This is a genomic window from Arthrobacter sp. ATA002, assembly GCF_026898095.1.
Lineage (GTDB): Bacteria > Actinomycetota > Actinomycetes > Actinomycetales > Micrococcaceae > Arthrobacter_B.
Window position 1 is genome coordinate 3,863,500 of record NZ_CP114015.1, and the last position, 21,789, is coordinate 3,885,288.

The following is a 21,789-nucleotide window of genomic DNA, read 5'->3' on the forward strand; positions in this document are numbered from 1 at the left end:
CCCCGCTGTTAGAAGGAATAAACTCATGATTGTCGTCACCGGAGCCACCGGCCAGCTCGGACACCAGGTCATCAACCACCTGCTCGCCCGGGTGCCGGCCAGCCAGATCATCGCCGTGGACCTCGAGTCCCCCAAAGCAGCGGAACTGGCCAAGTTGGGTGTCGAAGTCCGTTTTGCGGATTACAACAAGCCCGAAACCCTGATGGCGGCGTTCGCCGGCGCTGACCGGGTCCTGCTGGTGTCCTCCCCGTCGGGCCCGGACGCCGCGCGGGTCGCCCAGCACCAGGCGGGAATCGACGCCGCAATGGCCGCCGGCGTCGAGCTGCTCGCCTACACCTCCGTAACCCACGCCCCCACCAACCTGATGGGCATGGCACCCGTACACCGCGACACCGAAGAGGCCATCGCTGCCTCCGGCGTGCCCGCCGTCATTCTGCGCAACGGCTGGTATGCCGAGAACCACACCAACGGCATTGGCGCTGCCCTGCAGTACGGTGCCCTGCTCGGCAGTGCCGGCAACGGCCGGATGGCTTCGGCCAGCCGGGCGGACCTTGCCGAAGCTGCCGCCATCATCCTGACGAGCGAAGGCCAAGCGGGGAAGGTGTATGACCTCACCGGCGACACCACCTGGACCCTTGACGAGCTCGCCGCCGAGGTTGCAGCGCAGTCCGGCAAGCCCGTCACCTACACGGACCTTCCCGCCGAGGAGTACCGTCACGTCCTGCAGCAGGCAGGACTGCCCGAACACATTGTGGAACTTATCGTCGACGCTGACGTGGCGATCGCCAAGGGAACCTTGGACTACGTCACCAGTGACCTGAGCACGGTCCTTGGCCGGCCCACCACTCCGATGTCCGCCAGCGTCGCAGCGGCCCTGCAGGCCTGACCGGGGCCCGGCGCCGGGCTCGGGGCCGGAACCTGATGCCCATCCGGGACGCATAGGGCAGACTGTTCGCGTGACCGGAAACCCATGGGTCCTGCACGTTGACCTCGACCAGTTCATTGCCGCCGTCGAGGTGCTCCGGCGCCCCGAGCTGGCGGGAAAACCGGTGATTGTGGGCGGGCGGGGTGATCCGACCGAACGGGCCGTGGTGTCCACCGCCTCCTACGAGGCACGGGCCTTCGGCGTCGGCTCCGGAATGCCGCTGCGGATCGCCGCCCGCAAGGTGCCCGACGCGGTGATTCTTCCGGTCGACGCCGACGCCTACCTCGCCGCGTCCGACGTCGTCATGGCCACCCTGCGTGCCCAACCGGGCGCCGTCGTGCAGGTCCTGGGCTGGGACGAGGCCTTCGTCGGCACCTCGACGGAGGATCCGGAGGCCTATGCCCGGGATCTTCAGGCCGCCGTGCTGGAGGCGGCGCAGCTGCACTGCAGCGTGGGCATTGGCGACACCCTGGTGCGGGCCAAGAACGCCACCGGTTTCGGCAAGCCAGCCGGCGTCTTCCGCCTCACCGCGGACAACTGGCTCGATGTCATGGGCAGCCGGCCCACGCGGGAGCTCTGGGGCGTGAGCGCGAAGATCTCGGGCCGGCTGGCCAATCTCGGCATCGCCACCGTCACTGAGCTTGCCGCCGCGGATCCGGCATCGCTGGTGCCGGAGTTCGGGCCGAAAATGGGTCCCTGGTATGCGCAGCTGGGACGCGGCGACGGAACCGGAACGGTGGATGACACGCCGTGGGTGGCCCGCGGGCACAGCCGGGAAACCACCTTCCAGCAGGACCTCACCGAATCGGCCCAGGTGAACCGCGCCGTGCGGGAGCTGGCTGCGAACGTCCTGAACGACGTGGCTGCTGAGGGGCGGCCGGTGATCGGGCTGACCCTAAAGGTCCGGTACGCGCCGTTCACCACCAAGACCCACGCCCGGAAGATTCCGGAGACCTTCGACCGGGATGAGGTCCTGGCCAGGGCGCTGGATTTGGCCGGCGCCATCGACCCCGGCCGTCCGATCCGGCTGCTGGGCCTGCGGGCGGAAATGGCCATGCCCGACGACGTGCGGAAGGGACATACGCCCACGCGCGGCGGATGGTGACGCGTCGTCCAGATCCCGCTCGAGGGACTGCTCCCCTCCGCCCCGGCGCAGGGGACCGAATCTGCCATTTCAACAATTGCACTGGATCAGCCGTGCATTTAGCTTCCATAACCAGCAAAAATCCATTACGATCCCGGCAAGAAAACGGCAACAGAGTATCGGCTCCTGACCCTATTTCGATGTAGGTTTGCGGGCCACCGAAAGCATCCAGCTAAACGTTGTCCCCCCAGCAGGGAGAGATATGTCTGATTCGCATATTTTGGAAGGAAAACAAACAGCCGCGAAGCTGTCGCTGTTCACTCTCACCACCGTCGTGATCGGGTCCATGGTCGGGGCAGGAGTATTCACGCTGCCCCGGCGCTTCGCGCAGGAAACCGGTGTCCTGGGCGCAGTTATCGCATGGACCATCGCCGGCCTGGGAATGCTCACCCTGGCATTTGTCTTCCAGCGGCTGGCCATGCGCAAACCCCTGCTCGATGCGGGCGTGTTTGCTTATGCCAAGGCAGGATTCGGCGACTACGTGGGCTTCTTCTCCGCCGCCGGGTACTGGGCCAGCGCCTGCGTGGGAAACGTGACCTATTGGGTGCTCACCATGTCCACTCTGGGCGTGCTCTTCCCACAGCTCGGCGCCGGTGACACCATTCTTGCCGTGGTTCTGTCGTCGGTTGGACTGTGGGGGTTTTTCCTGCTCATCCGGCGCGGCATCAAAGAAGCCACCGCAATCAACCGCATCGTTACCGTGGCCAAGCTCGTTCCCATCATCGTGTTCGTGCTGTTGGCAGTCCTCGCGTTCGACCCCGGGGTATTTGCCCGGAACTTTGCCGGATCGGACTACACGGGCTCGCTCTTCCAGCAGGTCAGTTCCACGATGCTCGTCACCGTATTCGTCTTCCTTGGCGTGGAAGGAGCCAGCGTCTATTCCAGGCACGCGCGGCGCCGGGAAGACGTAGGGCGGGCCACAATCCTCGGTTTCCTGAGCGTCTTCGCCGTTTTCGCCTCGGTCACGATTGTGTCCTACGGGATCCTGCCGATGGGAGAAATCGCCCAGCTGCGCCAGCCCTCCATGGCCGGTGTCCTGGAGGCGGCGGTCGGGCCCTGGGGTGCCGTCTTCGTGAGCGCCGGCCTGATTATTTCGGTGCTGGGCGCGTACCTCGCCTGGAGCCTGATGGCAGCCGAAGTGCTCTATGTTGCCGCTTCCGAGGGGGACATGCCGAGGTTCCTGGCCCGGGCCACCGCTTCGGATGTACCCGTTAACGCATTGCTGCTGAGTACGGTCCTGAGTCAACTCGTGCTGATTATTACCTACTTTTCGGAAGACGCCTTCGACTTCGCACTGGATATGACGGCGGTGCTGACGCTGATTCCGTTCCTGCTTGCAGCCCTTTACGCCCTCAAGCTCTGCATCACACGGGAGACGTACCAGGACGCCATGAGCCGCGGCTGGCGCGGTGACCTCATCATCGCCGTCCTGGCCACCATCTACACCATATTCCTGATCTATGCCGCCGGACTGAGCCTGGCCCTGATCTCCCTCATTTTTTATGCTCCGGTGACGGTCATGTTCGTCATGCTGCGGCGGGAAAAGGGGCAGCAAATCTTCAGTCCGCGTGAACTGATTCTGTTCCTAATTACGCTCGCCGGTGCAATTGCCGGCGTGGTCGCCCTGTCCCAGGGCTGGATACAGCTTTGATCCGCAGCCCTGAACCACCATCTACAAGGAGAAGCGCATGATTCCCACCACCGGACAAACTTCCTCCTATGGAGTGCATTCCGAAGTCGGCAGGCTTCGCAAAGTCCTCGTCTGCTCTCCCGGTCTCGCCCATGAGCGCTTGACGCCCACCAACAGCGACGAACTACTTTTCGACGACGTGATGTGGGTCGAGAACGCCCAGCGGGACCACCTGGATTTCGTCAATAAAATGAAAAACAGAGGCGTGGACGTCGTCGAGCTCCACGACCTGCTGGGGCAGACGATGGACATGCCCGAGGCGCGGGCATGGTTGCTCGACCGGAAGGTCATCGCCAACCGGGTGGGCCTGGGGCTGGTCACCGGCACACGTGCCTTCTTGGATTCCCTCTCCGGTGCTGAACTTTCCCGGTACCTTATCGGCGGCCTGTCCACCATGGAACTTCCCGAAGACTACCGCAGCGACTACATCGGACTGGCCCGGGAATCCCAGGAAGACCCGAGTACCTCCTGCCGCCGCTTCCCAACACGCTCTACACCAGGGATACCACCAGCTGGATCTACGGCGGCCTCACCATGAACCCGCTGTACTGGCCGGCCCGCCATGACGAAACCCTGCTGATGCAGAGCATTTACCGGTTCCATCCGGACTTTGCGGCCGCGGCGGTGTGGTGGGGGGACGCGGAACTGGACTGGGGACAGGCGTTCCTGGAAGGCGGCGACGTCATGCCGGCTGGCAACGGGACGGTCCTCGTCGGAATGAGCGAACGCACGTCCCGTCAGGCGATCACACAGTTGGCGCAGGCACTGTTTAGGGCGGAAGCCGCGGAACGGATCGTGGTTGCGGGCATGCCGAAGCTTCGCGCGGCGATGCATTTGGACACGGTATTCACCTTCGCGGACAGGGATCTGGCGACTATCCACCCGGCCATCGTCGACGGTATCCACGCGTTTACCCTGCGCCCCTCCGACAAAAGTCCGGGTCTGGAAGTGACGGATGAAAAGGACCGGCGCTTCGTCGACGTCGTAGCCGAGTCCCTTGGCTACGAAAAACTGCGCATCGTGGAAACAGCCGGGGACTTCTATGCCTCGGAGAGGCAGCAGTGGGACAGCGCCAACAATGCGGTGGCGCTGGAGCCCGGCGTCGTCTTCACCTACGACCGCAACACCCAGACCAATGCGGCCCTGCGGAAGGCCGGAGTTGAGGTCATCACCATCGTCGGCGCCGAGCTTGGCCGGGGCCGCGGCGGCGGGCACTGCATGACCTGCCCGATCATGCGTGACGCTGTCGACTAATGCCTGCGAGCGGACCCGCCGGCTCATCCTTCCCGGCGGAGGCACCCCGTGCGGCGTCGTTCTTCCTCATGGCCGCCGGCATACTCATCACGTTGGCGGGGCTGCAGGAATTGTCCTGGCTGTTCGGACCGTTACTGCTGACCGCGCTGGCCATTGTGGTGGTCTATCCGGCCGGTACCTGGCTGATAAAGCGCCGTGTTCCCCGGCCACTTGCCCTCAGCGTCCTCCTGCTCATCGTGTTCGGCCTGTTGGCCGCCGTATTGGCCGTCATCATCTATTCGCTGAGCCGTCTGGCGGGTTTGCTCCTGAGTATTCCGGGCGGATGCAGGGCATCATTGCGGATCTGGCCGCTTGGCTGAATGAAGCGGGGATTCAGTCTCCACAGGCCGCTGAGCTGCTTGAGAGCATCAGCCTTCCGGAAGCCGCCTTCTGGCTGACCAGCCAAATTCCGCCGCTTTTCAGCCTCGCCACGCTTCTGGTGTTTACCGGCACCGTCCTGGTCTTCCTTGGCATCGAGGCAATGCAGATGCCACTGCGTGCACAGTGGCTTTACCGTGACTACCCTGTGCTCGCCCAGTCGTTGGCGGCCAGTCTGGGCGGCGTCCGCCGCTTTATGGGAATAACAACCGTGTTTGCCGTCGTCGTTGGAGTTCTGGACACTCTATTCCTGATGGCGCTGGGGATCCCCCTGGCGTTGCTCTGGGGCGTGCTGGCCGCTGTCTGCAATTACATTCCTTATCTTGGATTCATGATCGGAATGGCGCCGCCGGCGCTGCTCGCACTGCTGCTCGACGGATGGCAGTCGATGCTCCTGGTCATCATCGTTTACGTAATTCTGAATTTCGTCGTCACATCGGCCCTGCCCGCGAAGATCATTGGGGACGCCGTGGGCCTCTCGATGGTCGTTGAAGTGGTCTGCATTGTCTTCTGGACATGGATACTTGGTCCGCTTGGTGCAATTCTCGCGGTGCCGGTCACCATAGTGGTCAAGGCAGTCTTTGTGGACTCGGATCCACGTGCCCGCTGGCTGTACGGGTTCGTTTCCTCCGGCAAGCTCATCAGCCGAACCGCTGCACAACCGAAGCTCGCCCCGCCGGTGCCCGATAGAAGCGGTTAACGTTTACCCGCCCGGAACACCTCACTGCACTGCACCGGCTTTGGAGGGTTGGGCGGCCGTTTTGTTCTCCGTATCCAGCCGGTGCCACAGACCCCAAAAAATGAGGGCAGTTAGTCCTGAAAACCCCGCCGCCAGGGCATGCGCGCCAAGGTATGCCGTGTAGTCCCGGGTCGGGTCCGGCATGGAAAGGTCCGTATCCCGCAGCAGCGGAAGCCCCCACAGAAGTGCGCCGAGCGCCAGAAGCAGTGCGGTGAACGCAGCGATCACGGCGGCGAAGACCGTCCTGCCCCGCCGCGGGCCGCCGGAACCATAACCGAGGCTTCCACGCCGGGTCAGCCACCATGCGGCGAGGCATCCGCACAGCAGCGCGACGGCGTCGGCGCCCAAAGTGTCACTGAAGCGGTGCCACTTTGCGGTTGTCGTGTAGGCGCCGATTCCAATTGCCCACGTCAGGACCACCAGCGCGGCGAGTCCCCGCCAACGGTAGGGAACAACAATAAAGACGGCGAACAGCACGGTCATTGCAATTGTTGTGTGCCCGCTGGGAAAACTGTTCTGCGTAAAATCGCCGCTGACCTCGACCAATTCCGGCCGCGGCAGAATAAACCGCTTAAGCCCCTGGGTAATAACCTGGCCCAGCACAATGACGGCGACGCCGGCAAAGGCCAGGTCCGGACGTCGCCGGACCAGGCCCACCAGGGCGACAAGGCATACCGCCAGCGCCAGGGAATAGACGGTGATATTGTCCAGTGACTCCGCCGCGGCAGCCAGCTCCCCGTCGCTGACCTGATCGGCACCACGAAGAGCCGCATTCTCCGTTGTTTGACCGTGTTCCGTCCAAACCGCACTCAGATAACTGAAGATCAACACAAGGAGGCTCACCCCGGCGGTGACCAGCCACCGGGTACTCCGCAGGGAAGAATACTCAGCAGCACGTCCGGCTCCGGTAATTTTCATGGCAGGACCCTAGCAAGCACGTCCTTCTACGGGAAGCGCTCCATGATCCGCAGGCGGAACGATAAACGAGTATCCTCGTGGCAACTGTTGGACGTGGCACTATTGCGGCGGGGAGAGAGCTCATGACGGCTGCGGATTCCGTATCCAGCGTTTTCATCCAGGCCCTCTACAGTTTCGCCGGCTTCGCATTCTGCACGGGATTGCTCGCCTGGTCCGTGCGAAGAGACGCACGGTCGCTGCGGAACGGATTCCTGGTCGTCGTGACCGCGTACTCGCTCTTGGGGTTCGTCGCCTTTCTTGCTTCGAGGGTACCCGTACTCGACGTCGCCGCTGAGCTTGTCATTGTCGTGATCGCGGCGGTCGCTGCACTGGGGCTAATGCTGCTTCCACTACTTTAACCGCCAATGGAGTGCTGATGCTCCGCAGGGAAAGCCGGTCACTGGGCAATCTTTTGTCACTGCTGGCGGGACTCACTCTGCTGGTTTTACCTATCGTCGTTGTTTGGCTGCTTCGTCATGAAAACAGCGTGACGGGGACTCTGGCGGTAGGGCTTTTGACCCTGCAGGCGTGCGTAGGACTCCTCTTTCTCGTGTTTGCGGCGCACACCGCGGCTTACGCTTTTATCGCCCGGCGGGCCCCGGCCCAGGCGGTCATCGTGCTGGGGGCGGGATTGCTGGCCGGGCGGGTCCCTCCGCTGCTCGCCGGGCGCCTGCAGCAGGCCATCACCGCGTCCGCGCAGCGCACTGCCCCGAGAGGCAGGATCCCGATCATGCCCAGCGGCGGCCAAGGCCGTGACGAACCACAGCCGGAAGGCCAGGCAATGGGTGAGTGGCTGCGCCGGCACGGTGTCCCCGCCGAAGACATTCTCGTGGAAGACCGTGCACGAACAACCCAGGAGAACCTTCGCTACAGCGCCGAGCTGCTGCAGCAGCACGGCGTGGCACCGCCCTACCTCATCGTGACGAACAACTATCACGCCCCACGAGCGGCCATGCTGGCTCGAAAGCTCGGCATCGACGCACACGCCATCGGTTCGCCGACTGCCTTCTACTTCTGGCCCAGCGCCTATTTGCGGGAATTCGTGGCAGTGATGGCCGGCCACCGGTTCCTCATCTTCCTGGCCGGACTGCCATCGGTAATTCTGAGTGCCTTCACCTGGTTGGCTCTCACGGCTTGACTCGCCAGCGCACGTGCCCTGCACCGCCCGTTCATCCACCGGAAACAGGGCTGAAACTCCGGCTGGCTACCTTTAGGGGCACCAGCTAGAGGAGGACACGATGAACAAAATGCTGATCGGACGCGAGGCCGCCGAGGTGCTGACCAAGGGACTGGGCCGCAGGAGGTTTCTGGGTGCCGCCGCGGGTCTCGGTGCCCTGGCCTTCGCCACCGGCTGCAGTGCGGAGACTTCGCAGAGTCCTTCCCCGTCCGGAGCCGTCGGTTCCGGTGCCGGCACGCCCGGGCCGCCGGATGCGCAGCCGGGAAACATCCTCCAGCCGCACTCCGGAGAAATGCCCGGGGACCACTACCTCGCATCCGCCCCCGACGACGTGCTGTGGGGTTACGTTCCCACCGTCCATGCCAACCCCGTGGCACGGATGAAGTCCGGCCAGACCATCACCATAGATGCCCTTTCCCATGAAGGAATCCTGGAGGACCAGGGCCGCGACCCGGTGTCGTTTTTCGGCGGCCACGGCGTCGAAGCGGACAGTGTGCTGCAGGACGCCGTCGACATTGCCGCCGGCTACAACCGCACCCCGCGGAACTTCGACACCGACGGACCGCACGTGGTCACCGGCCCCGTTGCGGTGGAAGGCGCGGAGCCGGGGGACGTCCTGAAGATCGAAACCCTCGCCGCGGTGCCGCGGGTTCCGTACGGCGTCGTGTCCAGCCGGCACGGCAAGGGCTCGCTGGCCGTCCAGCAGGGACCGGCCGCTCCGGCGGGCATCACGCTGGAGGAAGTCATGCCGCCGGCCGCCACGGACAACCGCGCCTCGGGCGTGCCGACGGATTATCACAACGTCTCGGTGTTCACTGCGATCGAGGACGGCAAGGGCGTGATGACCAGCGGCGAGATGAAGGTCCGGTTTCCGCTGCGCCCGTTCATGGGCATGATGGGCGTGGCCCACGCCGAAAGCAGCGGCCTGACCGATCCGGAAGCCAACTCCGTGCCGCCCACCCTCGGCGGCGGCAACATCGACATCCGTCACCTGGGCCCGGGGTCCACGTTTTATCTGCCGGTGAAGGCCGACGGCGCACTGTTCTATGTGGGTGATCCGCACATGGGCATGGGCGATGGCGAAGTGGCCCTGACCGCGATGGAGGGATCACTGCGCGGCACCTTCCGGCTGACCGTTTGCAAACCCGGTGCCGGCGATGCCCCGGAGTTGGCCCACCGGTACCCGTTCGGGGAGACCGCCGACGCCTGGATCCCGATCGGCCTGTCCGACCCGGACGGCCTGGGCGGCGGCGGGGTCAGCAGCGACCTGAATGTGGCGATGCGGCGGGCCGTGGTCAATGCCCTGGATTTCCTCGAGCAGGAGAAGGGCATGGACCGGGCCGTGGCTTATGCGTACCTGTCCGCGGCCGCCGACTTCGCCGTGTCGCAGGTGGTGGACCGGACCGTCGGCGTTCACGGACTGATCCGCAAGGCGGACTTTGGCTGACTCTGGGGAGCCCTGCCAGGCATTGGGAATCTGCTCAAGTGGATGATGGCGCAGTGCCCCGGGCGGCGGCAGCCGGGGCCGGCATCAACTAAGCGCGTCGAGGACTTAGAAGTTTGCGGCCGAGCGGACGCCGTACAGCAGGACGGCGAGGGCGACAGCCGTACCCGACACCCACAAGGCCCCCTTCTGCAGCGGCAGGCTCCCAACATGGCGCCTCAGCCGCACGATCGCCCAGATGAGCATGGCGACCGAGAGCACCGGGATGATGAAGTAGAGCAGGCCAATGATGGAGCCGACGAGCAGCCAGATGTCGGCCCAGGGACGAGGCACGGGTGCGGCGGCGACGGGCGCCGGAGTGGCGGCGGCAGCAACCTGTTCGACGGGCCCGAAATCGGCGATGACCCGTTCCGCGGTCTCCTCGGACGCCCCGTACTGGCTGAGCATTTCTGCTGCATCCTCCCGCATTGCCTGGACCGTTTCCGCGTGCTCCCGTGCGTCGGTTCCGATCAGCGCCCGGTCGAGATCGGCGAAGTAGGCTTCCAGCAGTTCCGGCATCGGTTCAGTGGTTGTCACGAGAGTTCCTTAATCATGGTCGTGACGTCGGCGGCGAACGGGTGCCAGGTCTCGGTGAAGACCTGCAGAGCGGCGTGGCCCTCGTCAGTCAGGTGGTAGTAGCGGCGGGGGTGGTCCAACCGGTGACGGTTCCAGGGTTGTGGTCACCCACCCTGCTGCCGCAGACGTGAAAGCAGTGGGTAAAGGGTGCCACCGCTGCTGAACAGCACTTTCCCTCCCCGAGCCGTTCAGCGATCTCCAGTCCATAGGCCGGACCGGAACGCAGACAGGCGAGAGCGCAGTAGTCCACTGTGCCTTTGCGGAGTTGAGTCAGAACAGACTCGGCGGTAGGTGTCATGCACTGCACGCTACCGGTATCGTGCACTGCACGCAACCCCTGGACCCCGGACGCCGCGGCGTTCGGGGGCAGCGGTTCAGCCGCTGCAGGGGGCCTCGACGTCGATCACCCAGGTCACGCCGAAGCGGTCCGTGAGCATCCAAAACCCGGGCTCCATGCGGAGGCGGTGAGCGGCTCAATGATCCGCGCGCCATCGGCCAGTGCACCCCAGAGCGTGTTTACTTCCTCGGGCCAGCCTCCTTCCTCGACTCGCTTCCCGGATTCGCCGCCCGGATCACCGCAGCGCACCGGAATTCGATGACTACGGCCGGACCGTAACAGAGTCGGACCAAACCGGCGGAAGCTCCTCAAAGGCCGGTTTCGCAAACCAGTAGCCCTGGAACAGGCGGATGCCGGCTGCCCGAAGAACCCGAAACTCCGCCTCGGTCTCGATGCCCTCGGCGAGCAGCGTGATGTCCAGGTCCCTGGCTATTCCGACAATCCCGGCTACCACGGCCTGCCGGGCCGGGCTGGTGTCGATCCCCCGGATGAGCAACATATCGATCTTGATCAGATCCGGCTGAAAATCGACGAGAAGGCCCAGCCCCGCGTGCCCGGCACCAAAGTCGTCGACGGCGGTGGTGAACCCGTGCCTGCGGTATTCAGTGATGATGTTGGTGAGGTGGGCGGTGTCCGCAACCTCTTCGTTTTCGGTGAACTCGAACATGATGGATGACATCGGAAAACTGCGCCGCTTGGCGGCAAGCAGCGTGGCCCGAAGACAGGCCGCCGGTTCATAGACAGCCTTCGGCATGAAGTTGATGGACAGCATCAGGTTCTCGCCGGCGGGAAAGAGCCGCGAAGCCAGCTCAATGGCCTTGACGCGGCAATCCTGGTCGAAACGGTACCGCTGTTCCGGTGAAACTTGAGACAGGACCTCGAAGGCACCCTCGCCGGACATGCCCCGGACCAGTGCCTCGTAGCCCCAAACCCGGCCGGCCCCGGCGTCGTAAATCGGTTGAAAGGCCATACTGAAATCGAAGTTCAGTTGTGGCGCTGTCGTACAGCCCTCGCATGCCATGTGCTGTCCCCCCTCGCTGGATACGTCCACCGTACGGGACGGGACTGCTCAGTGAGACGTTGGGTCCAGCCTTTGGATGAACGCGGCGGCACCGGGACCGGTGAAATCTGCCTTATCGGCAGGGCGCCCCGAGACAGCCATCAGCAGCGCCAGCGCGCTTCCCCGAACCGCTGGCCCGGCGCCGTGCTGGAATTCCGAATCGGACGCCTGCAGCTGAAATCCGGCGGCGCGTTCCTTGCCGCCGCCCATTGAGGTGCCGGTTTTCAGTTGATACCGCAGGGCCGCAACGACCGGCTCATCCGGATAGGAACGTGTGAGGCCCAGGGGACGCCGAATGTCCTCGCCATGCACGATGGCTTCCACGAGCCGGGTTGCCGGAGCAGCCGGCGGCGTCTTAATTGCTCCACGCACGCGGCGGAATTCCGCCAGGGTTACTTCCGGGGTGGCGGCACGCTCCCGGGTGATGCCGGCGGCGTTGGCTTTGTCGAAGTCGAACCCGGCGGCGATCAGCCGGCGGAGAAAGCCAAGGCGGGTCGTCTTCGCGGTATCCACGAGGTGCGCGACGACGTCGTGAATGTCCCAGCCGGGGCATAGCGCGGGCTCGGACCACTGCTCCGGGGTGAGCCGTTCAAGGTCGCTGATGAGGGCGTCCCGTTCGCTGTGAACGGCCGGCCAGATGGCGGCCCGGGGTGGGGAAGGCATGCGGCAATATAACCACATAACCACGGTATCTATGCCTCGTTCCATCGCGCTCGCGTTGATCGGAAATCCGCGCGCGGTCATCCTCGACGAGCTGACCACCGGGCTCGAATCGCAACGGGTAAAGGGCACAACCGCCGAAGGGCCCCGCCGGCTGGCGGGACCCTTCGGTCGGTGTTCTGATGCGGGCGGGGACCTAGACGTCCTGCCGGGTCCGGTTCACAACCTTGGACCGGACAGTGAACGCCAGCACGATGAAGAGCAGAGCGTAGAGCACCAGCGGGATAGGCCCGTCAAAGAACACGGAGTAGTCACCGTTGGAGGACAGCAGCGCATCGCGCATACTCGTTTCCGCCAGCGGACCCAGCACCACGCCGATCATGAGCGGGGCCAGGGGCATCCCGTGGCGGCGCATAAGGAAGCCGACCATTCCGAGCCCGAGCAGCATCAGCAGGTCGAACACCGCCCCGGAAGTGGCATAGACGCCCAGGCCGCAGAAGACCGTAATCCCGGCGTACAGGTAGGGAGCCGGGATGAGGAGCAGCTTGGACCAAAGCCCCGCGAAGGGCAGGTTGATGATGAGCAACACGACCATCGCGATGAAGAAGCTCGCCAGCAGTGCCCAGACCAGGTCGGGGGACCGGTCGAAGAGCAGGGGACCCGGCTGCAGGCCGTACTGCTGGAACGCCGCCAGCATGATCGCAGCGGTGGCCGAGACCGGCAGACCCAGGGCCAGCAGAGCTCCCATGGCGGTGCCGGTGGTGGCGTTGCCCGCGGCCTCCGGAGCGGCCAGGCCGCGGATGGCGCCTTTGCCGAACTTCGGGTTCCTGCGCCGGCGGTCAATGCGCCTCTCCACGTCGTAGGAGATGAATGTCGGAATCTCGGACCCGCCGGCGGGGATGACACCGAAGGGCAGCCCGATGGCGGTGCCCCTGGCCCAGGCCGGGGCGGCCTCTTTGATCTCGGCGCGGGAGAGGAAGGGGCGGCCTGCGGAGCGGATTCGCTGGTCGGTCCGGTCGCGGCGTATCCGGGAGGCAATATGGAATACCTCGCCCAGCGCCAGAATGGCTACCGTCACGGTAATCAGGGAGATGCCGTCGAACATCTCGGGCGCACCGAAACTGAAACGTTCGGCACCCGAGAACGGGTCAATGCCCACCGTGGCGATGCCCAGACCGATCACGAGGGCCGCGAGGCCCTTCACTGCCGAGTCCGAGACCACGGATGACGTAGCGACGAAAGCGAACAGCGCCAGCGCGAAGAATTCAGCCGGACCGAAGTTCGCTGAGAAGTCAGCCAGGGCCGGGGCCAGGAAAACGACGAGAACGGAGGCCACCATGCCGCCGATGAACGCGCCGATCGCCGCGGTGGCCAGGGCCTGCGGGGCCCTGCCGTCCTTGGCCATCTTGTGCCCCTCGAACGTGGATGCAATCGCCGACGCCTGCCCCGGGGTGTTCATCAGGATGGCCATGGTTGAGTCGCCGAACATACCGCCGAAATACACCCCGGCGAACATGATGAACGCGGCAGTCGGGTCGAGGGCAAAGGTGATGGGCAGCAGCAAAGCCACCGCCATGGAAGAGCCCAATCCGGGCAGCACGCCGACGGCGGTGCCCAGCAGGCAGCCAACGAGCACCCACAGCAGGTTCATCGGGGTCAGTGCTGAGGAGAAGCCTTCCATCAGCATGTTGAGTGAATCCATGTTAGAAACCTCCTCCAAGGATGCCGGACGGGAGGTTCAGCCCCAGGCCGATAGCGAATGCCAGGTAGATTGCGCTGCTGAAGAGCAGGGCGAATGAGACGTCGAACAGTGGCCGGCGGCTGCCAAAACCCCTGGCTACACACCAGAACAGCAGGGCGGCGGCGATGATCCAGCCCAGTTTTTCCAGGGTCAGGGCGAAGAGCAGGAATCCTCCTGCCGCCCAGAGCACTGCTGACCAGTCCGTGAAGGTCCGGTACCGCTGTGCGGACGTCTCCGTGGGATGTTCCGGAGAACGCACATAGTGCAGCGCCAGCAGGGCAGCCAGGACGTAGCCGGCGACCATAAGAATGCCGGGGAAGAACTTCGGACCGGGGAAGTCCGTATCCTCCCCCACCTCCATCGTGAGGATGCCGATCAGGAGATAGGTGCTAAAGGCCACCATAACGAGCGACAGGAGCAGCCCGCTGCGGCCGCTCCACCATGAGGTGCCGGCGGGAGGCTGTCCGTCCGGAAGGCCGGCCTTTTCGCCCGGGTGCTGCTCCGCCATATCCGGGGACGAGGGCACTGGAGTACTCATCAGCCGATCTCCTTCACTAGTACGCCGATGCGCTCCTGCTCCGTAACCATGAACTCGTCGAACTCTTCTCCGGTGAGATACACATCGGCCCACTTATTGCGGTCCACTGCGTCCTGCCACTCGGGGGTCGCGATGGTTTCCTCGATCAGGGTCCGCAGCTCCGCGAATTCCTCATCCGTGATTCCCGGAGGCGCCACCAGGGCCCGCCAATTGGCGAGATCCACCTCGTAGCCCTGCTCGGTCAAGGTGGGGATGTCGACGCCGTCGAGCCGCTGCGGGGCGGCCAAGCCGAGAGCGCGCAGGCGCCCCGAGTCAATCTGGTCTGCGACATCCTTGTACCCCGAGGTGGCGGCTTTGGCGGTATCCGTGATGAGTGCCTGAGCTGCCTCTCCCCCGCCGGATTTGGGAATGTACGTCGTGTCCGAGGGTCCACTCCGGCAGCCAGGGCAAGTTCGGTCATGACCAGTTGGTCAAAGGTGCCGCCGCCGGTCCACGCGATCTCCGCCGGGCTGGCCTGCCAGGCCTGCACGAGGTCGTCGAGTGTCTGGTACGGGGAGTCGGCCGGAACCACGACGACGTCGTACTCCTCCACAATGCGGGCGATGGGCCGCACGTCGTCGTGCGTCACGGCCGAGTCCAGCTGCGCTACGCCGGCGACCAGCCCTGCGCCCGTGACCAGCAGGTTGTTTGCCTGCCCCGACATGGTGGAGAGCTGGCCGAGGCCAATGGTGCCGGCCGCCCCCGGAATGTTGACCACCTGCGTGTTATTCACCAAACCGTTGGCACGCATGGCCTGCTGCTGCTCCCGCATGAAGGTATCCCACCTCCGCCGGCACCTGCCGGAGCGATCAGGGTGAGATTAGCGCGGATGTCCGAACCGCCGGACGCGGACTGGATGGAAAAGAAGGTGGCCAAACCGATCGTGGCAACAGCCACGATGCCATAGGCGGCCACAAAGATCGGATGCTTGCGGCGCGTGCCGGCTCCGGCTCGATCTGGTGACGAACTCACGGAATTAACTTTCCTTAGTGGGGGAAGGGATATGAAAGCTGGCCAGCACTCAACGTTGCATCAGCCACCAAGAAAGCCTATGTGATCCCGGTCATGTCGATGGCATCGGGCTGGCGCGCCGTTAACAAACTGCGCCTGTTTTGCTTTTTCTCCCCGGTGCGGAGAACCTGAAGAACAAAATCACCCGCAGGATGAACTTTTCATGGTCCATCCCCACCACACCCCCTCGGAGACTTCATGACCGTCATCGTTGCCCGCACCAGCACTCCCGAGGGCGAGGCTGCGCTTACCGCCTCGATCGAAGAGGCCCGGCGCCGTCAGGAAGACCTGGTGGTTTTCAATTTGGAAGGCACCCAGCTGGACCCGGAAGGCGCCGAACTCAAGGGCGTGCCGGTCACCTACCGCATGCCGGATGCCCGCAATCACGACGCCGTGGGCGATCTTCTCGACGCCGCTGAAGAGATTGACGCCACCGCCGTGGTGATCGGCGTGAAACACCGCAGCCCGGTGGGCAAGTTCCTGCTCGGCAGCTCGGCGCAGCAGATCCTGCTCGAGGCCAACGCCCCGGTGATCGCGGTCAAGTCCCGGCGCTCTAGGGAACGCCGGAAGAGAGGCCCTGCGCTTAGCGTCGGGCTGTTCCGTCGACGCAGCCCGTGACATGGCCGCCGACCCAGATTTTCCCGTCGCGGAGACTGATGTGCACCCGGCCACGGCGTCTTCCCAGACCGGATCTCCTCCCACGAAGGCGCGCACCTCGAAAGAGGTGTCAGCCGTGGACTCGTGCGGGCCCACAACGCCGATTTCGAGATTTCCTGCCTTTCCCGAGTCGGGCTGCAGGCTCAGGACTTCCCGGGCCGAGGCCAGCCGGACACCGATCCACTGCGGGCCGTTCACCAGCCACGACGCAGCAAGTTCCGCCGGGCCGCAGCGATCCCCCGGCGTCTAGCCAGGCCTTGGTTCTTTCGCCTTACCCGTAGAGGTGGGAGGGGTCACCGGAGAGGGCGGCTTTAACGAAACGGCTCGGGTCATCGACGAGAACTTCGATTGCTCCGCCCTCAAGCCCGGCGAGACTTGCCTTCGCTACATCCGCCGGGTGGATTTTAGGACCGTCGACGCCGGCCATCATGTCCGTATCAGCGCCGCCGAGGTGGACGCCCTGTACGAGGATGTTCCGTCCGGCGAGTTCCACCCGCACCCCATTGGTCATGTTCCACTCCGCAGCTTTAGCGACCGAGTACGACCCGGAGCCAGCAGCCGTCGCCACCCAGGACAGTACGGAGAGGACATTGATTATGGCCCCGGCACCCTGACCCTCAATGACGGGTGTGAATGCCCGGATGACCCGGAGGGTACCGAAGAGATGTGTCTCCAGATCCGCCCTGATTTCCTCCAGCGGGGAAGACAGCAGATTAGCGCCCGTAGTGATGCCTGCGTTGTTGATGAGGAGGTTCACGTCCGGCGCGGCTGCAACAGCTTCCCCGATGGACCCCTCATCCAGCAGGTCAAGGCGCAGTGGAATGACCCGGGGATCATGGATGTCAACGGCGTCGATATTACGGGCGGTGGCGTACACCTTCCGTGCGCCGCCGGCCACCAGCTGCTCCACGAAGTGCTTTCCGATACCGCGGTTCGCCCCGGTGACGAGGGCGGTGGCTCCGTTGATATTCATGATCTTCCTTCTGCTTGTCGATAGGGGCTCTTTTGCCCTCTGGCGCTACGTTAGAAGTTCACGTCAACGTGAAGTGCAAACCGCCACCACAGGAAGCCTGAAGGATGCGTATAGGAGAGCTGGCACAGCGGGCCGGAGTGAGCACACGGGCGCTGCGCTACTACGAGGAACAACACCTCCTCATGCCGGACCGGAGTGTTGCCGGACACCGCATCTATGCTGAAGCTTCCGTTGCCCGGGTCCAGCTCATCCAAGAGCTCTTCGCGGCGGGCCTCAGCAGTCGGCTGCTGGTCCGGCTGCTGCCTGGGATCGATGCAAAATACCTCGAACCTGCTCTGGTAACGCATCTGGAAACCGAACACGCCCGCCTCGAGTCGAACATCGCTGCCCTCCGGTCCGCTCAGGGTCGCTTGGGAGTCCTGATCGAGCTCAGCACGCACCCGCATGATGACTTGTCCTGCCCGTCAACGCTGGACCGGGCTGCAGGTGCAGCGGAAACGGCGGGCGAGGCAGTGGACAATAGCTCAGAGCAGCTGGCGGGCGTTGGCGCGGGCGAGGTCGATGAGCTCGCGGCCGTTGCCGGCGAGCACCGTGTGCAGCGCGTAGAGCGCAAACCCCGTGGCCTGCTTCGCCTCGATCCTCGGCGGCATGGAGAGCTCCTGCCGGTCGACCGCGACTGAAACGAGCGCCGGGCCGTCGTACTCGAAGGCCCGGCGCAGGGCACCTTCGAGGTCCTCCGGACGGGTGACGCTTTCGCCGTGCATCCCGACCGCCTGTGCCACCGCACCGAAGTCCGGGTTCTCGAGCCCGGTGCCGAAGTTGACGATGCCCGCCGCCTTCATTTCCACCTCGACGAAGCTGAGCGCCGCGTTGTCGAACACCACGATCTTGATCGGCAGCCGGTGCTGCACCGCGGTCAGCAGCTCACCGAGCATCATGGCAAGGCCGCCGTCACCGGCGAGGACCACAACCTGCCGGTTCCGGTCCACCGCCTGGGCGCCCAGGCCCAGCGGGGTTGCCGCCGCCATGGTGCCGTGCCAGAAGGAGCCGATCAGCCGCCGTCGCGCGCCGATGTGCAGGTGCCGGCAGGCCCAGATGACCGGTGTGCCGACGTCGGGCAGGAAGACCGCGTCGTCGTCGGCGAGCTCGTCGATCAGGTGGGTGAGGTGCTGCGGATGGATGGTGCCGGTGCCCTGCTTCTCCAAGTCGTCGAGCTGCTTCCGGGTGCGGCGGTAGTGGTCCAGCGACTTCTCCAGGTGGGTGCGCGTCGTCTTGCGTTCGAGCAGCGGCAGCAGCGCCGACGCCGTCGCGCGCACCCCGCCGACCATGCCCTGGGTGAGCGGCACGCGGCGGCCGAGCTGCTCGCCCCTGATGTCGACCTGCAGGATCTTCGCGCGTCCCGGATAAAACTGCTGATAGGGGAAGTCGGTGCCGAGCATCAGCAGCGCGTCGCAGTCCTCCATCGCCCGGTAGCCCGACGCGAAGCCGAGGAGCCCGGTCATGCCGACGTCGAACGGGTTGTCATGCTCGATGAATTCCTTGCCGCGCAGGGCATGGACGATCGGCGCTCCCAGCGCGTCGGCGAGGGCGAGGACCTCCTCGCGTGCCCCTTCGACGCCGGCGCCCGCCAGGATCGTCACGTTTCCGCAGGAGTTCAGCGTGGCGGCGGCCTCCTGCAACTCCGCCGGGGAGGGCACGGTGACGGGGTCGGTGCGGCGGACCGTAAAGACCCGCTCATCCTTGGCATCTTCCAGCGCAGTGTCGCCGGCCATGACGAGCACGGCGACGCCCCGCTTCTCGATGGCCGTTCGCATGGCGATCTCCAGCAGCCGCGGCATCTGCTCGGGGCTCAGCACCATCTCGCAGAACACCGTGCAGTCGCGGAACAGTTCGGCGGGCCGGGTTTCCTGGAAGTACTGGCTGCCGATCTCGTCGCTTGGGATGTGCGAGGCGATCGCGAGCACGGGATCCCGGCTGCGGTGCGCGTCGTAGAGCCCGTTAATAAGGTGCATGTTGCCCGGCCCGCAGCTGCCCGCGCACACCGCCAACTCACGGGTCAGGGCCGCCTCCCCGGCGGCAGCGAATGCGGCCTCCTCCTCATGCCGGGTGAGCATCCACTCGATGCCCTTCTCCCGGCGGATGGCCTCGGTCACCGCGTTCAGGGAGTCCCCGGGAACTCCCCAGATCCGCTGGATCCCGTTGGCGGCGAGGTTGTGGACAACGGTCTCGGCGATCGTGGGCATGCTGCTCCTCTGGTCGGCGCGCTCGGCGTGCCCGTCAGTCTAAGCAGCGGGATGGGGCAGGGCCAGAGGGGCGGCGGGTGCGTGCTTGGCTCACAGCCCGTGTCGCCCAGTGGGCAGCACAGCAGAGACGCGGAGTCCGCCGTCTTTCCGTCCGGTAACTGGCGCCCCTATCGACGACGGCGTCGTCCAGGGAGTCGTCTCAGTGTTCGACGACGCCCATCCGGCAGTGGCCAACCTCGATCCGGTGCTGCTCGACGCCGTCCGTGCAGCAGCGGTGGATGCCGGAGCGGCGGGGATCGCCGTCGTCGTTACCAGCGGCTGGCGCCCTGGCATTTCGAATACCTGCCCAATGCTGTCAATGTACTCGGACCCGACGTCGGACCCGACAGAGGATCCGCGGATGAACCGGGCTGATGCCTGCACGCGGCCGCCCTGCCCTGCTCTGCCCCGCGCAGGGCAGAGAAATACCCCCGGGCCTGTGGGTGGGTCCGGGGGTGCGAGATCTAATTGTCTGGGTCAAGCGCGGCTAGGGCGGCGGCCTCAACCTCAAGCTCAAGGATCTGAACCAGGTCAAGCAGCCAGTCAATGTCTGCGGCGGCCTGCGGGCTGTCGCGGTACTTGTCTAGCGCGGCGCGGTGCCTAATCTTTGTGAGTCTGTCTCGCGTGTCTGCCGTGGGCGGGCCTCCTTTTCTCTCGCGGGTGTGGGGTGCCCACCCGGCGGGAGGAAACAAGTGCACCGGGCGGGAGTCTGCGCAGGGGCTAAATGTTCACGCGCCACCCAGTCTTGTTTGCGCGTGCTTTCGCCTTATAAGAGAAGTATTGGTACATGGCATCTCTTCATGGTTCCTCGAGACATCGTGGTCCAACTCTTTTTCCATCGTATCCGGCGCAAACCGGCCGTTCCAACCAGCCCCGAGCAGTACGGTTCAGACTCTCAGCTCCCCCTGCCGGCGCCGGATCTCAAGCCACTTGCCCTTCGTTGCCGGCGGGTGTTTTCCGGCATTGGACCTGCTAAACCGGCGCACACAACTTACCGCAGGCCCAGCGCGGGAATGCTCGGGACCAGGAACCCGGACCTCACCGCTGACCCTCTACGGTCATGCCTCAGCACTGCGGGGACGGACGTCCCAAACATGATGGAGCGCGTCGTGCAGGAAGTAGCGGGCCAGGGAATCAACGGTAAAAGCGCTGCCATTGGAACGCAGCCCGCGCCGTTCCAGCTGGGAGGGTTCGACGGCGGCAAAGGCTGCCGCTGCCGCGGGACCGGCCAGAATGTGTCGCCAATCTTCCGCGCTGTCACGGAGCAGGCCGGGGACATCGCTGAAGTCCGTGGCTGCGGCGTCGAACCCGCATTCCGGGCAGGGACGGTCCAGAACCCAGGTCCAGTTTTTCGTGTCGGGGGTTAGCGGCATGTGCACATCCCAGGGGAGCGCCGATGGCTGCCGCCGTCGAAATCTGAACGAATACCCGTCCTGACATAGACCGACTATTCTTTGTTGCCATGATACGAAACCGGTGGGGAGCCACTCTGTGGATCCTCTGCCTGGTGACCTATCCCGCGCAGATTATCGCGGCAGCTCAATGGCCCCGCCCCTATTCCTGGGTCTCCAACACGATCAGCGACCTCGGGTTTACCGCCTGTGCAACCTTTGACCCGGGAACCCGGGCGGAGCGCTACGTCTGTTCTCCCGCTCATCTGCTGGCCAATGCCGGCACCGTCGCCAACGGTTTGCTGCTAGCTGTCGGCGCCGTTCTGCTGTGGTCGGTCTGGCCACGGCAGCGGACGGGGCACGCCGCGATGGTCCTGCTGGCGCTGAGCGGGTTCCTGCTCGTGCTGGTCGGTGTCTTTCCCTGGGACGTGGATCCGCTGCTCCATAACTTGTCCGCCCTGCTCCAGGCCCCAGTTCAATGGGCCGGCATGATCGTCCTGGTTTTCGCCCTGCGGGGCAATCCGGACGGACGTGGGGCATCGGTGCTCACCATTGCCTGCCTGGTTATCTCCATTGCGGGCTTCGTCTTGTTCGTTGATGCGGTGGGCGGCGGCCCCTCAGCTGCCATCGGTCTCGGCCTCACCGAACGCATCTCCTTCGACATCCTCACCTTATGGAGCGCAGCAATCGGCGTGCTGCTCCTCACCTCAAAAACCAGCAGCGGCAGCACCGCGTAAG

General features: G+C 64.8%; 23 protein-coding genes and 3 pseudogenes. 13 read left to right on the forward strand and 13 right to left on the reverse strand.

Annotated features, from left to right (window positions below):
* Positions 1-25 precede the first annotated feature (25 nt).
* The 7 genes from OL239_RS18965 (at position 26) to OL239_RS18995 (ending at position 6,130) form a co-directional block, all read left to right on the forward strand.
* A complete protein-coding gene (locus OL239_RS18965; RefSeq protein ID WP_268910186.1) occupies positions 26-886 on the forward strand; it encodes an SDR family oxidoreductase in 861 nt (286 codons plus the stop codon).
* Between the two features lie 70 nt (positions 887-956).
* Positions 957-2,030 (forward strand): DNA polymerase IV, encoded by a 1,074-nt coding sequence (locus OL239_RS18970; protein ID WP_268910187.1) that lies wholly within the window; start codon positions 957-959, stop codon positions 2,028-2,030.
* Positions 2,031-2,271: 241 nt separating this feature from the next.
* Positions 2,272-3,720, forward strand: coding sequence for a basic amino acid/polyamine antiporter (locus tag OL239_RS18975; RefSeq protein WP_268910188.1), 1,449 nt, complete (start codon positions 2,272-2,274; stop codon positions 3,718-3,720).
* A gap of 37 nt (positions 3,721-3,757) precedes the next feature.
* Entirely contained in the window at positions 3,758-4,297 is a 540-nt protein-coding gene (locus OL239_RS18980) for an arginine deiminase family protein (RefSeq protein WP_268910189.1), read from the forward strand.
* The gene (locus OL239_RS18985) at positions 4,276-5,013 is read left to right on the forward strand and encodes an arginine deiminase family protein (RefSeq protein WP_268911825.1); all 738 of its coding nucleotides are present in this window, start codon (positions 4,276-4,278) and stop codon (positions 5,011-5,013) included. The genes OL239_RS18980 and OL239_RS18985 overlap by 22 nt, the downstream gene beginning before the upstream one ends.
* On the forward strand, positions 5,013-5,372 hold the full coding sequence (locus OL239_RS18990) for a hypothetical protein (protein ID WP_268910190.1): 360 nt from the start codon (positions 5,013-5,015) through the stop codon (positions 5,370-5,372). The genes OL239_RS18985 and OL239_RS18990 overlap by 1 nt, the downstream gene beginning before the upstream one ends.
* Positions 5,336-6,130: an AI-2E family transporter gene (locus tag OL239_RS18995; protein WP_268910191.1), complete on the forward strand. Its 795-nt coding sequence runs from the start codon at positions 5,336-5,338 to the stop codon at positions 6,128-6,130. The genes OL239_RS18990 and OL239_RS18995 overlap by 37 nt, the downstream gene beginning before the upstream one ends.
* Positions 6,131-6,151: 21 nt before the next feature.
* On the opposite strand, the gene OL239_RS19000 is transcribed toward OL239_RS18995, so the two are convergent.
* On the reverse strand, positions 6,152-7,087 hold the full coding sequence (locus OL239_RS19000; RefSeq protein ID WP_268910192.1) for a phosphatase PAP2 family protein: 936 nt from the start codon (positions 7,085-7,087) through the stop codon (positions 6,152-6,154).
* A 77-nt stretch (positions 7,088-7,164) separates the two neighbouring features.
* On the opposite strand from OL239_RS19000, the gene OL239_RS19005 reads away from it, so the two are divergent.
* From OL239_RS19005 to OL239_RS19015, 3 genes are all read left to right on the forward strand, one after another.
* Positions 7,165-7,485 carry a hypothetical protein gene (locus tag OL239_RS19005; protein ID WP_268910193.1) on the forward strand — a complete coding sequence of 107 codons (321 nt, stop codon included), beginning with the start codon at positions 7,165-7,167 and terminating at the stop codon, positions 7,483-7,485.
* A gap of 17 nt (positions 7,486-7,502) precedes the next feature.
* Entirely contained in the window at positions 7,503-8,264 is a 762-nt protein-coding gene (locus OL239_RS19010) for a YdcF family protein (RefSeq protein WP_268910194.1), read from the forward strand.
* Positions 8,265-8,364: 100 nt separating this feature from the next.
* Positions 8,365-9,750 (forward strand): acetamidase/formamidase family protein, encoded by a 1,386-nt coding sequence (locus OL239_RS19015; RefSeq protein WP_268910195.1) that lies wholly within the window; start codon positions 8,365-8,367, stop codon positions 9,748-9,750.
* Between the two features lie 105 nt (positions 9,751-9,855).
* Here OL239_RS19015 and OL239_RS19020 read toward each other — a convergent pair whose 3' ends face one another.
* From OL239_RS19020 to OL239_RS19875, 9 genes and pseudogenes are all read right to left on the reverse strand, one after another.
* The gene (locus OL239_RS19020) at positions 9,856-10,323 is read right to left on the reverse strand and encodes a hypothetical protein (RefSeq protein ID WP_268910196.1); all 468 of its coding nucleotides are present in this window, start codon (positions 10,321-10,323) and stop codon (positions 9,856-9,858) included.
* Positions 10,320-10,442, reverse strand: coding sequence for a hypothetical protein (locus OL239_RS19025; RefSeq protein ID WP_268910197.1), 123 nt, complete (start codon positions 10,440-10,442; stop codon positions 10,320-10,322). Before OL239_RS19025 ends, OL239_RS19020 begins: the two co-directional genes overlap by 4 nt.
* Positions 10,443-10,736: 294 nt before the next feature.
* A pseudogene (locus OL239_RS19030) lies at positions 10,737-10,870 on the reverse strand (VOC family protein); the annotation flags it as partial.
* A 91-nt stretch (positions 10,871-10,961) separates the two neighbouring features.
* Positions 10,962-11,669: an EAL domain-containing protein gene (locus tag OL239_RS19035; protein WP_268910198.1), complete on the reverse strand. Its 708-nt coding sequence runs from the start codon at positions 11,667-11,669 to the stop codon at positions 10,962-10,964.
* Between the two features lie 99 nt (positions 11,670-11,768).
* A complete protein-coding gene (locus tag OL239_RS19040; protein ID WP_268910199.1) occupies positions 11,769-12,422 on the reverse strand; it encodes a maleylpyruvate isomerase family mycothiol-dependent enzyme in 654 nt (217 codons plus the stop codon).
* A gap of 193 nt (positions 12,423-12,615) precedes the next feature.
* A complete protein-coding gene (locus OL239_RS19045) occupies positions 12,616-14,121 on the reverse strand; it encodes a tripartite tricarboxylate transporter permease (protein ID WP_268910200.1) in 1,506 nt (501 codons plus the stop codon).
* Between the two features lies 1 nt (position 14,122).
* On the reverse strand, positions 14,123-14,698 hold the full coding sequence (locus OL239_RS19050) for a tripartite tricarboxylate transporter TctB family protein (protein WP_268910201.1): 576 nt from the start codon (positions 14,696-14,698) through the stop codon (positions 14,123-14,125).
* The gene (locus OL239_RS19870) at positions 14,698-15,108 is read right to left on the reverse strand and encodes a Bug family tripartite tricarboxylate transporter substrate binding protein (RefSeq protein ID WP_329609426.1); all 411 of its coding nucleotides are present in this window, start codon (positions 15,106-15,108) and stop codon (positions 14,698-14,700) included. The genes OL239_RS19050 and OL239_RS19870 overlap by 1 nt, the downstream gene beginning before the upstream one ends.
* 77 nt (positions 15,109-15,185) lie before the next feature.
* A pseudogene (locus OL239_RS19875) lies at positions 15,186-15,509 on the reverse strand (tripartite tricarboxylate transporter substrate-binding protein); the annotation flags it as partial.
* Positions 15,510-15,946: 437 nt separating this feature from the next.
* Here OL239_RS19875 and OL239_RS19060 point away from each other — a divergent pair.
* Positions 15,947-16,366 (forward strand): universal stress protein, encoded by a 420-nt coding sequence (locus OL239_RS19060; protein ID WP_329609304.1) that lies wholly within the window; start codon positions 15,947-15,949, stop codon positions 16,364-16,366.
* A 310-nt stretch (positions 16,367-16,676) separates the two neighbouring features.
* Here the strand turns inward: OL239_RS19060 and OL239_RS19065 are convergent, their stop codons facing one another.
* The gene (locus OL239_RS19065; RefSeq protein ID WP_268910202.1) at positions 16,677-17,378 is read right to left on the reverse strand and encodes an SDR family oxidoreductase; all 702 of its coding nucleotides are present in this window, start codon (positions 17,376-17,378) and stop codon (positions 16,677-16,679) included.
* A 104-nt stretch (positions 17,379-17,482) separates the two neighbouring features.
* Here OL239_RS19065 and OL239_RS20380 point away from each other — a divergent pair.
* Positions 17,483-17,620: pseudogene (locus OL239_RS20380) on the forward strand (MerR family DNA-binding transcriptional regulator); the annotation flags it as partial.
* A 282-nt stretch (positions 17,621-17,902) separates the two neighbouring features.
* Here the strand turns inward: OL239_RS20380 and poxB are convergent.
* Both poxB and OL239_RS19080 read right to left on the reverse strand, forming a co-directional pair.
* Entirely contained in the window at positions 17,903-19,621 is a 1,719-nt protein-coding gene (gene poxB / locus OL239_RS19075; protein ID WP_268910204.1) for a ubiquinone-dependent pyruvate dehydrogenase, read from the reverse strand.
* Between the two features lie 1,097 nt (positions 19,622-20,718).
* The gene (locus tag OL239_RS19080; RefSeq protein WP_268910205.1) at positions 20,719-21,033 is read right to left on the reverse strand and encodes a hypothetical protein; all 315 of its coding nucleotides are present in this window, start codon (positions 21,031-21,033) and stop codon (positions 20,719-20,721) included.
* 134 nt (positions 21,034-21,167) lie between these two features.
* Between OL239_RS19080 and OL239_RS19085 the strand changes: the two genes are divergently transcribed.
* Complete coding sequence (locus OL239_RS19085) at positions 21,168-21,788, forward strand: DUF998 domain-containing protein (RefSeq protein WP_268910206.1); 621 nt, start codon at positions 21,168-21,170, stop codon at positions 21,786-21,788.
* Position 21,789 lies beyond the last annotated feature (1 nt).

Coding starts and splice junctions, on each gene's coding strand:
- OL239_RS18965 (WP_268910186.1), top strand. CDS start 26: ATGATTGTCGTCACCGGAGCCACCGGCCAGCTCGGACACCAGGTCATC.
- OL239_RS18975 (WP_268910188.1), top strand. CDS start 2,272: ATGTCTGATTCGCATATTTTGGAAGGAAAACAAACAGCCGCGAAGCTG.
- OL239_RS18980 (WP_268910189.1), top strand. CDS start 3,758: ATGATTCCCACCACCGGACAAACTTCCTCCTATGGAGTGCATTCCGAA.
- OL239_RS18990 (WP_268910190.1), top strand. CDS start 5,013: ATGCCTGCGAGCGGACCCGCCGGCTCATCCTTCCCGGCGGAGGCACCC.
- OL239_RS18995 (WP_268910191.1), top strand. CDS start 5,336: ATGCAGGGCATCATTGCGGATCTGGCCGCTTGGCTGAATGAAGCGGGG.
- OL239_RS19000 (WP_268910192.1), bottom strand. CDS start 7,087: ATGAAAATTACCGGAGCCGGACGTGCTGCTGAGTATTCTTCCCTGCGG.
- OL239_RS19010 (WP_268910194.1), top strand. CDS start 7,503: ATGCTCCGCAGGGAAAGCCGGTCACTGGGCAATCTTTTGTCACTGCTG.
- OL239_RS19015 (WP_268910195.1), top strand. CDS start 8,365: ATGAACAAAATGCTGATCGGACGCGAGGCCGCCGAGGTGCTGACCAAG.
- OL239_RS19035 (WP_268910198.1), bottom strand. CDS start 11,669: ATGGCCTTTCAACCGATTTACGACGCCGGGGCCGGCCGGGTTTGGGGC.
- OL239_RS19040 (WP_268910199.1), bottom strand. CDS start 12,422: ATGCCTTCCCCACCCCGGGCCGCCATCTGGCCGGCCGTTCACAGCGAA.
- OL239_RS19045 (WP_268910200.1), bottom strand. CDS start 14,121: ATGGATTCACTCAACATGCTGATGGAAGGCTTCTCCTCAGCACTGACC.
- OL239_RS19050 (WP_268910201.1), bottom strand. CDS start 14,698: ATGAGTACTCCAGTGCCCTCGTCCCCGGATATGGCGGAGCAGCACCCG.
- OL239_RS19060 (WP_329609304.1), top strand. CDS start 15,947: ATGACCGTCATCGTTGCCCGCACCAGCACTCCCGAGGGCGAGGCTGCG.
- OL239_RS19065 (WP_268910202.1), bottom strand. CDS start 17,378: ATGAATATCAACGGAGCCACCGCCCTCGTCACCGGGGCGAACCGCGGT.
- poxB (WP_268910204.1), bottom strand. CDS start 19,621: ATGCCCACGATCGCCGAGACCGTTGTCCACAACCTCGCCGCCAACGGG.
- OL239_RS19080 (WP_268910205.1), bottom strand. CDS start 21,033: ATGCCGCTAACCCCCGACACGAAAAACTGGACCTGGGTTCTGGACCGT.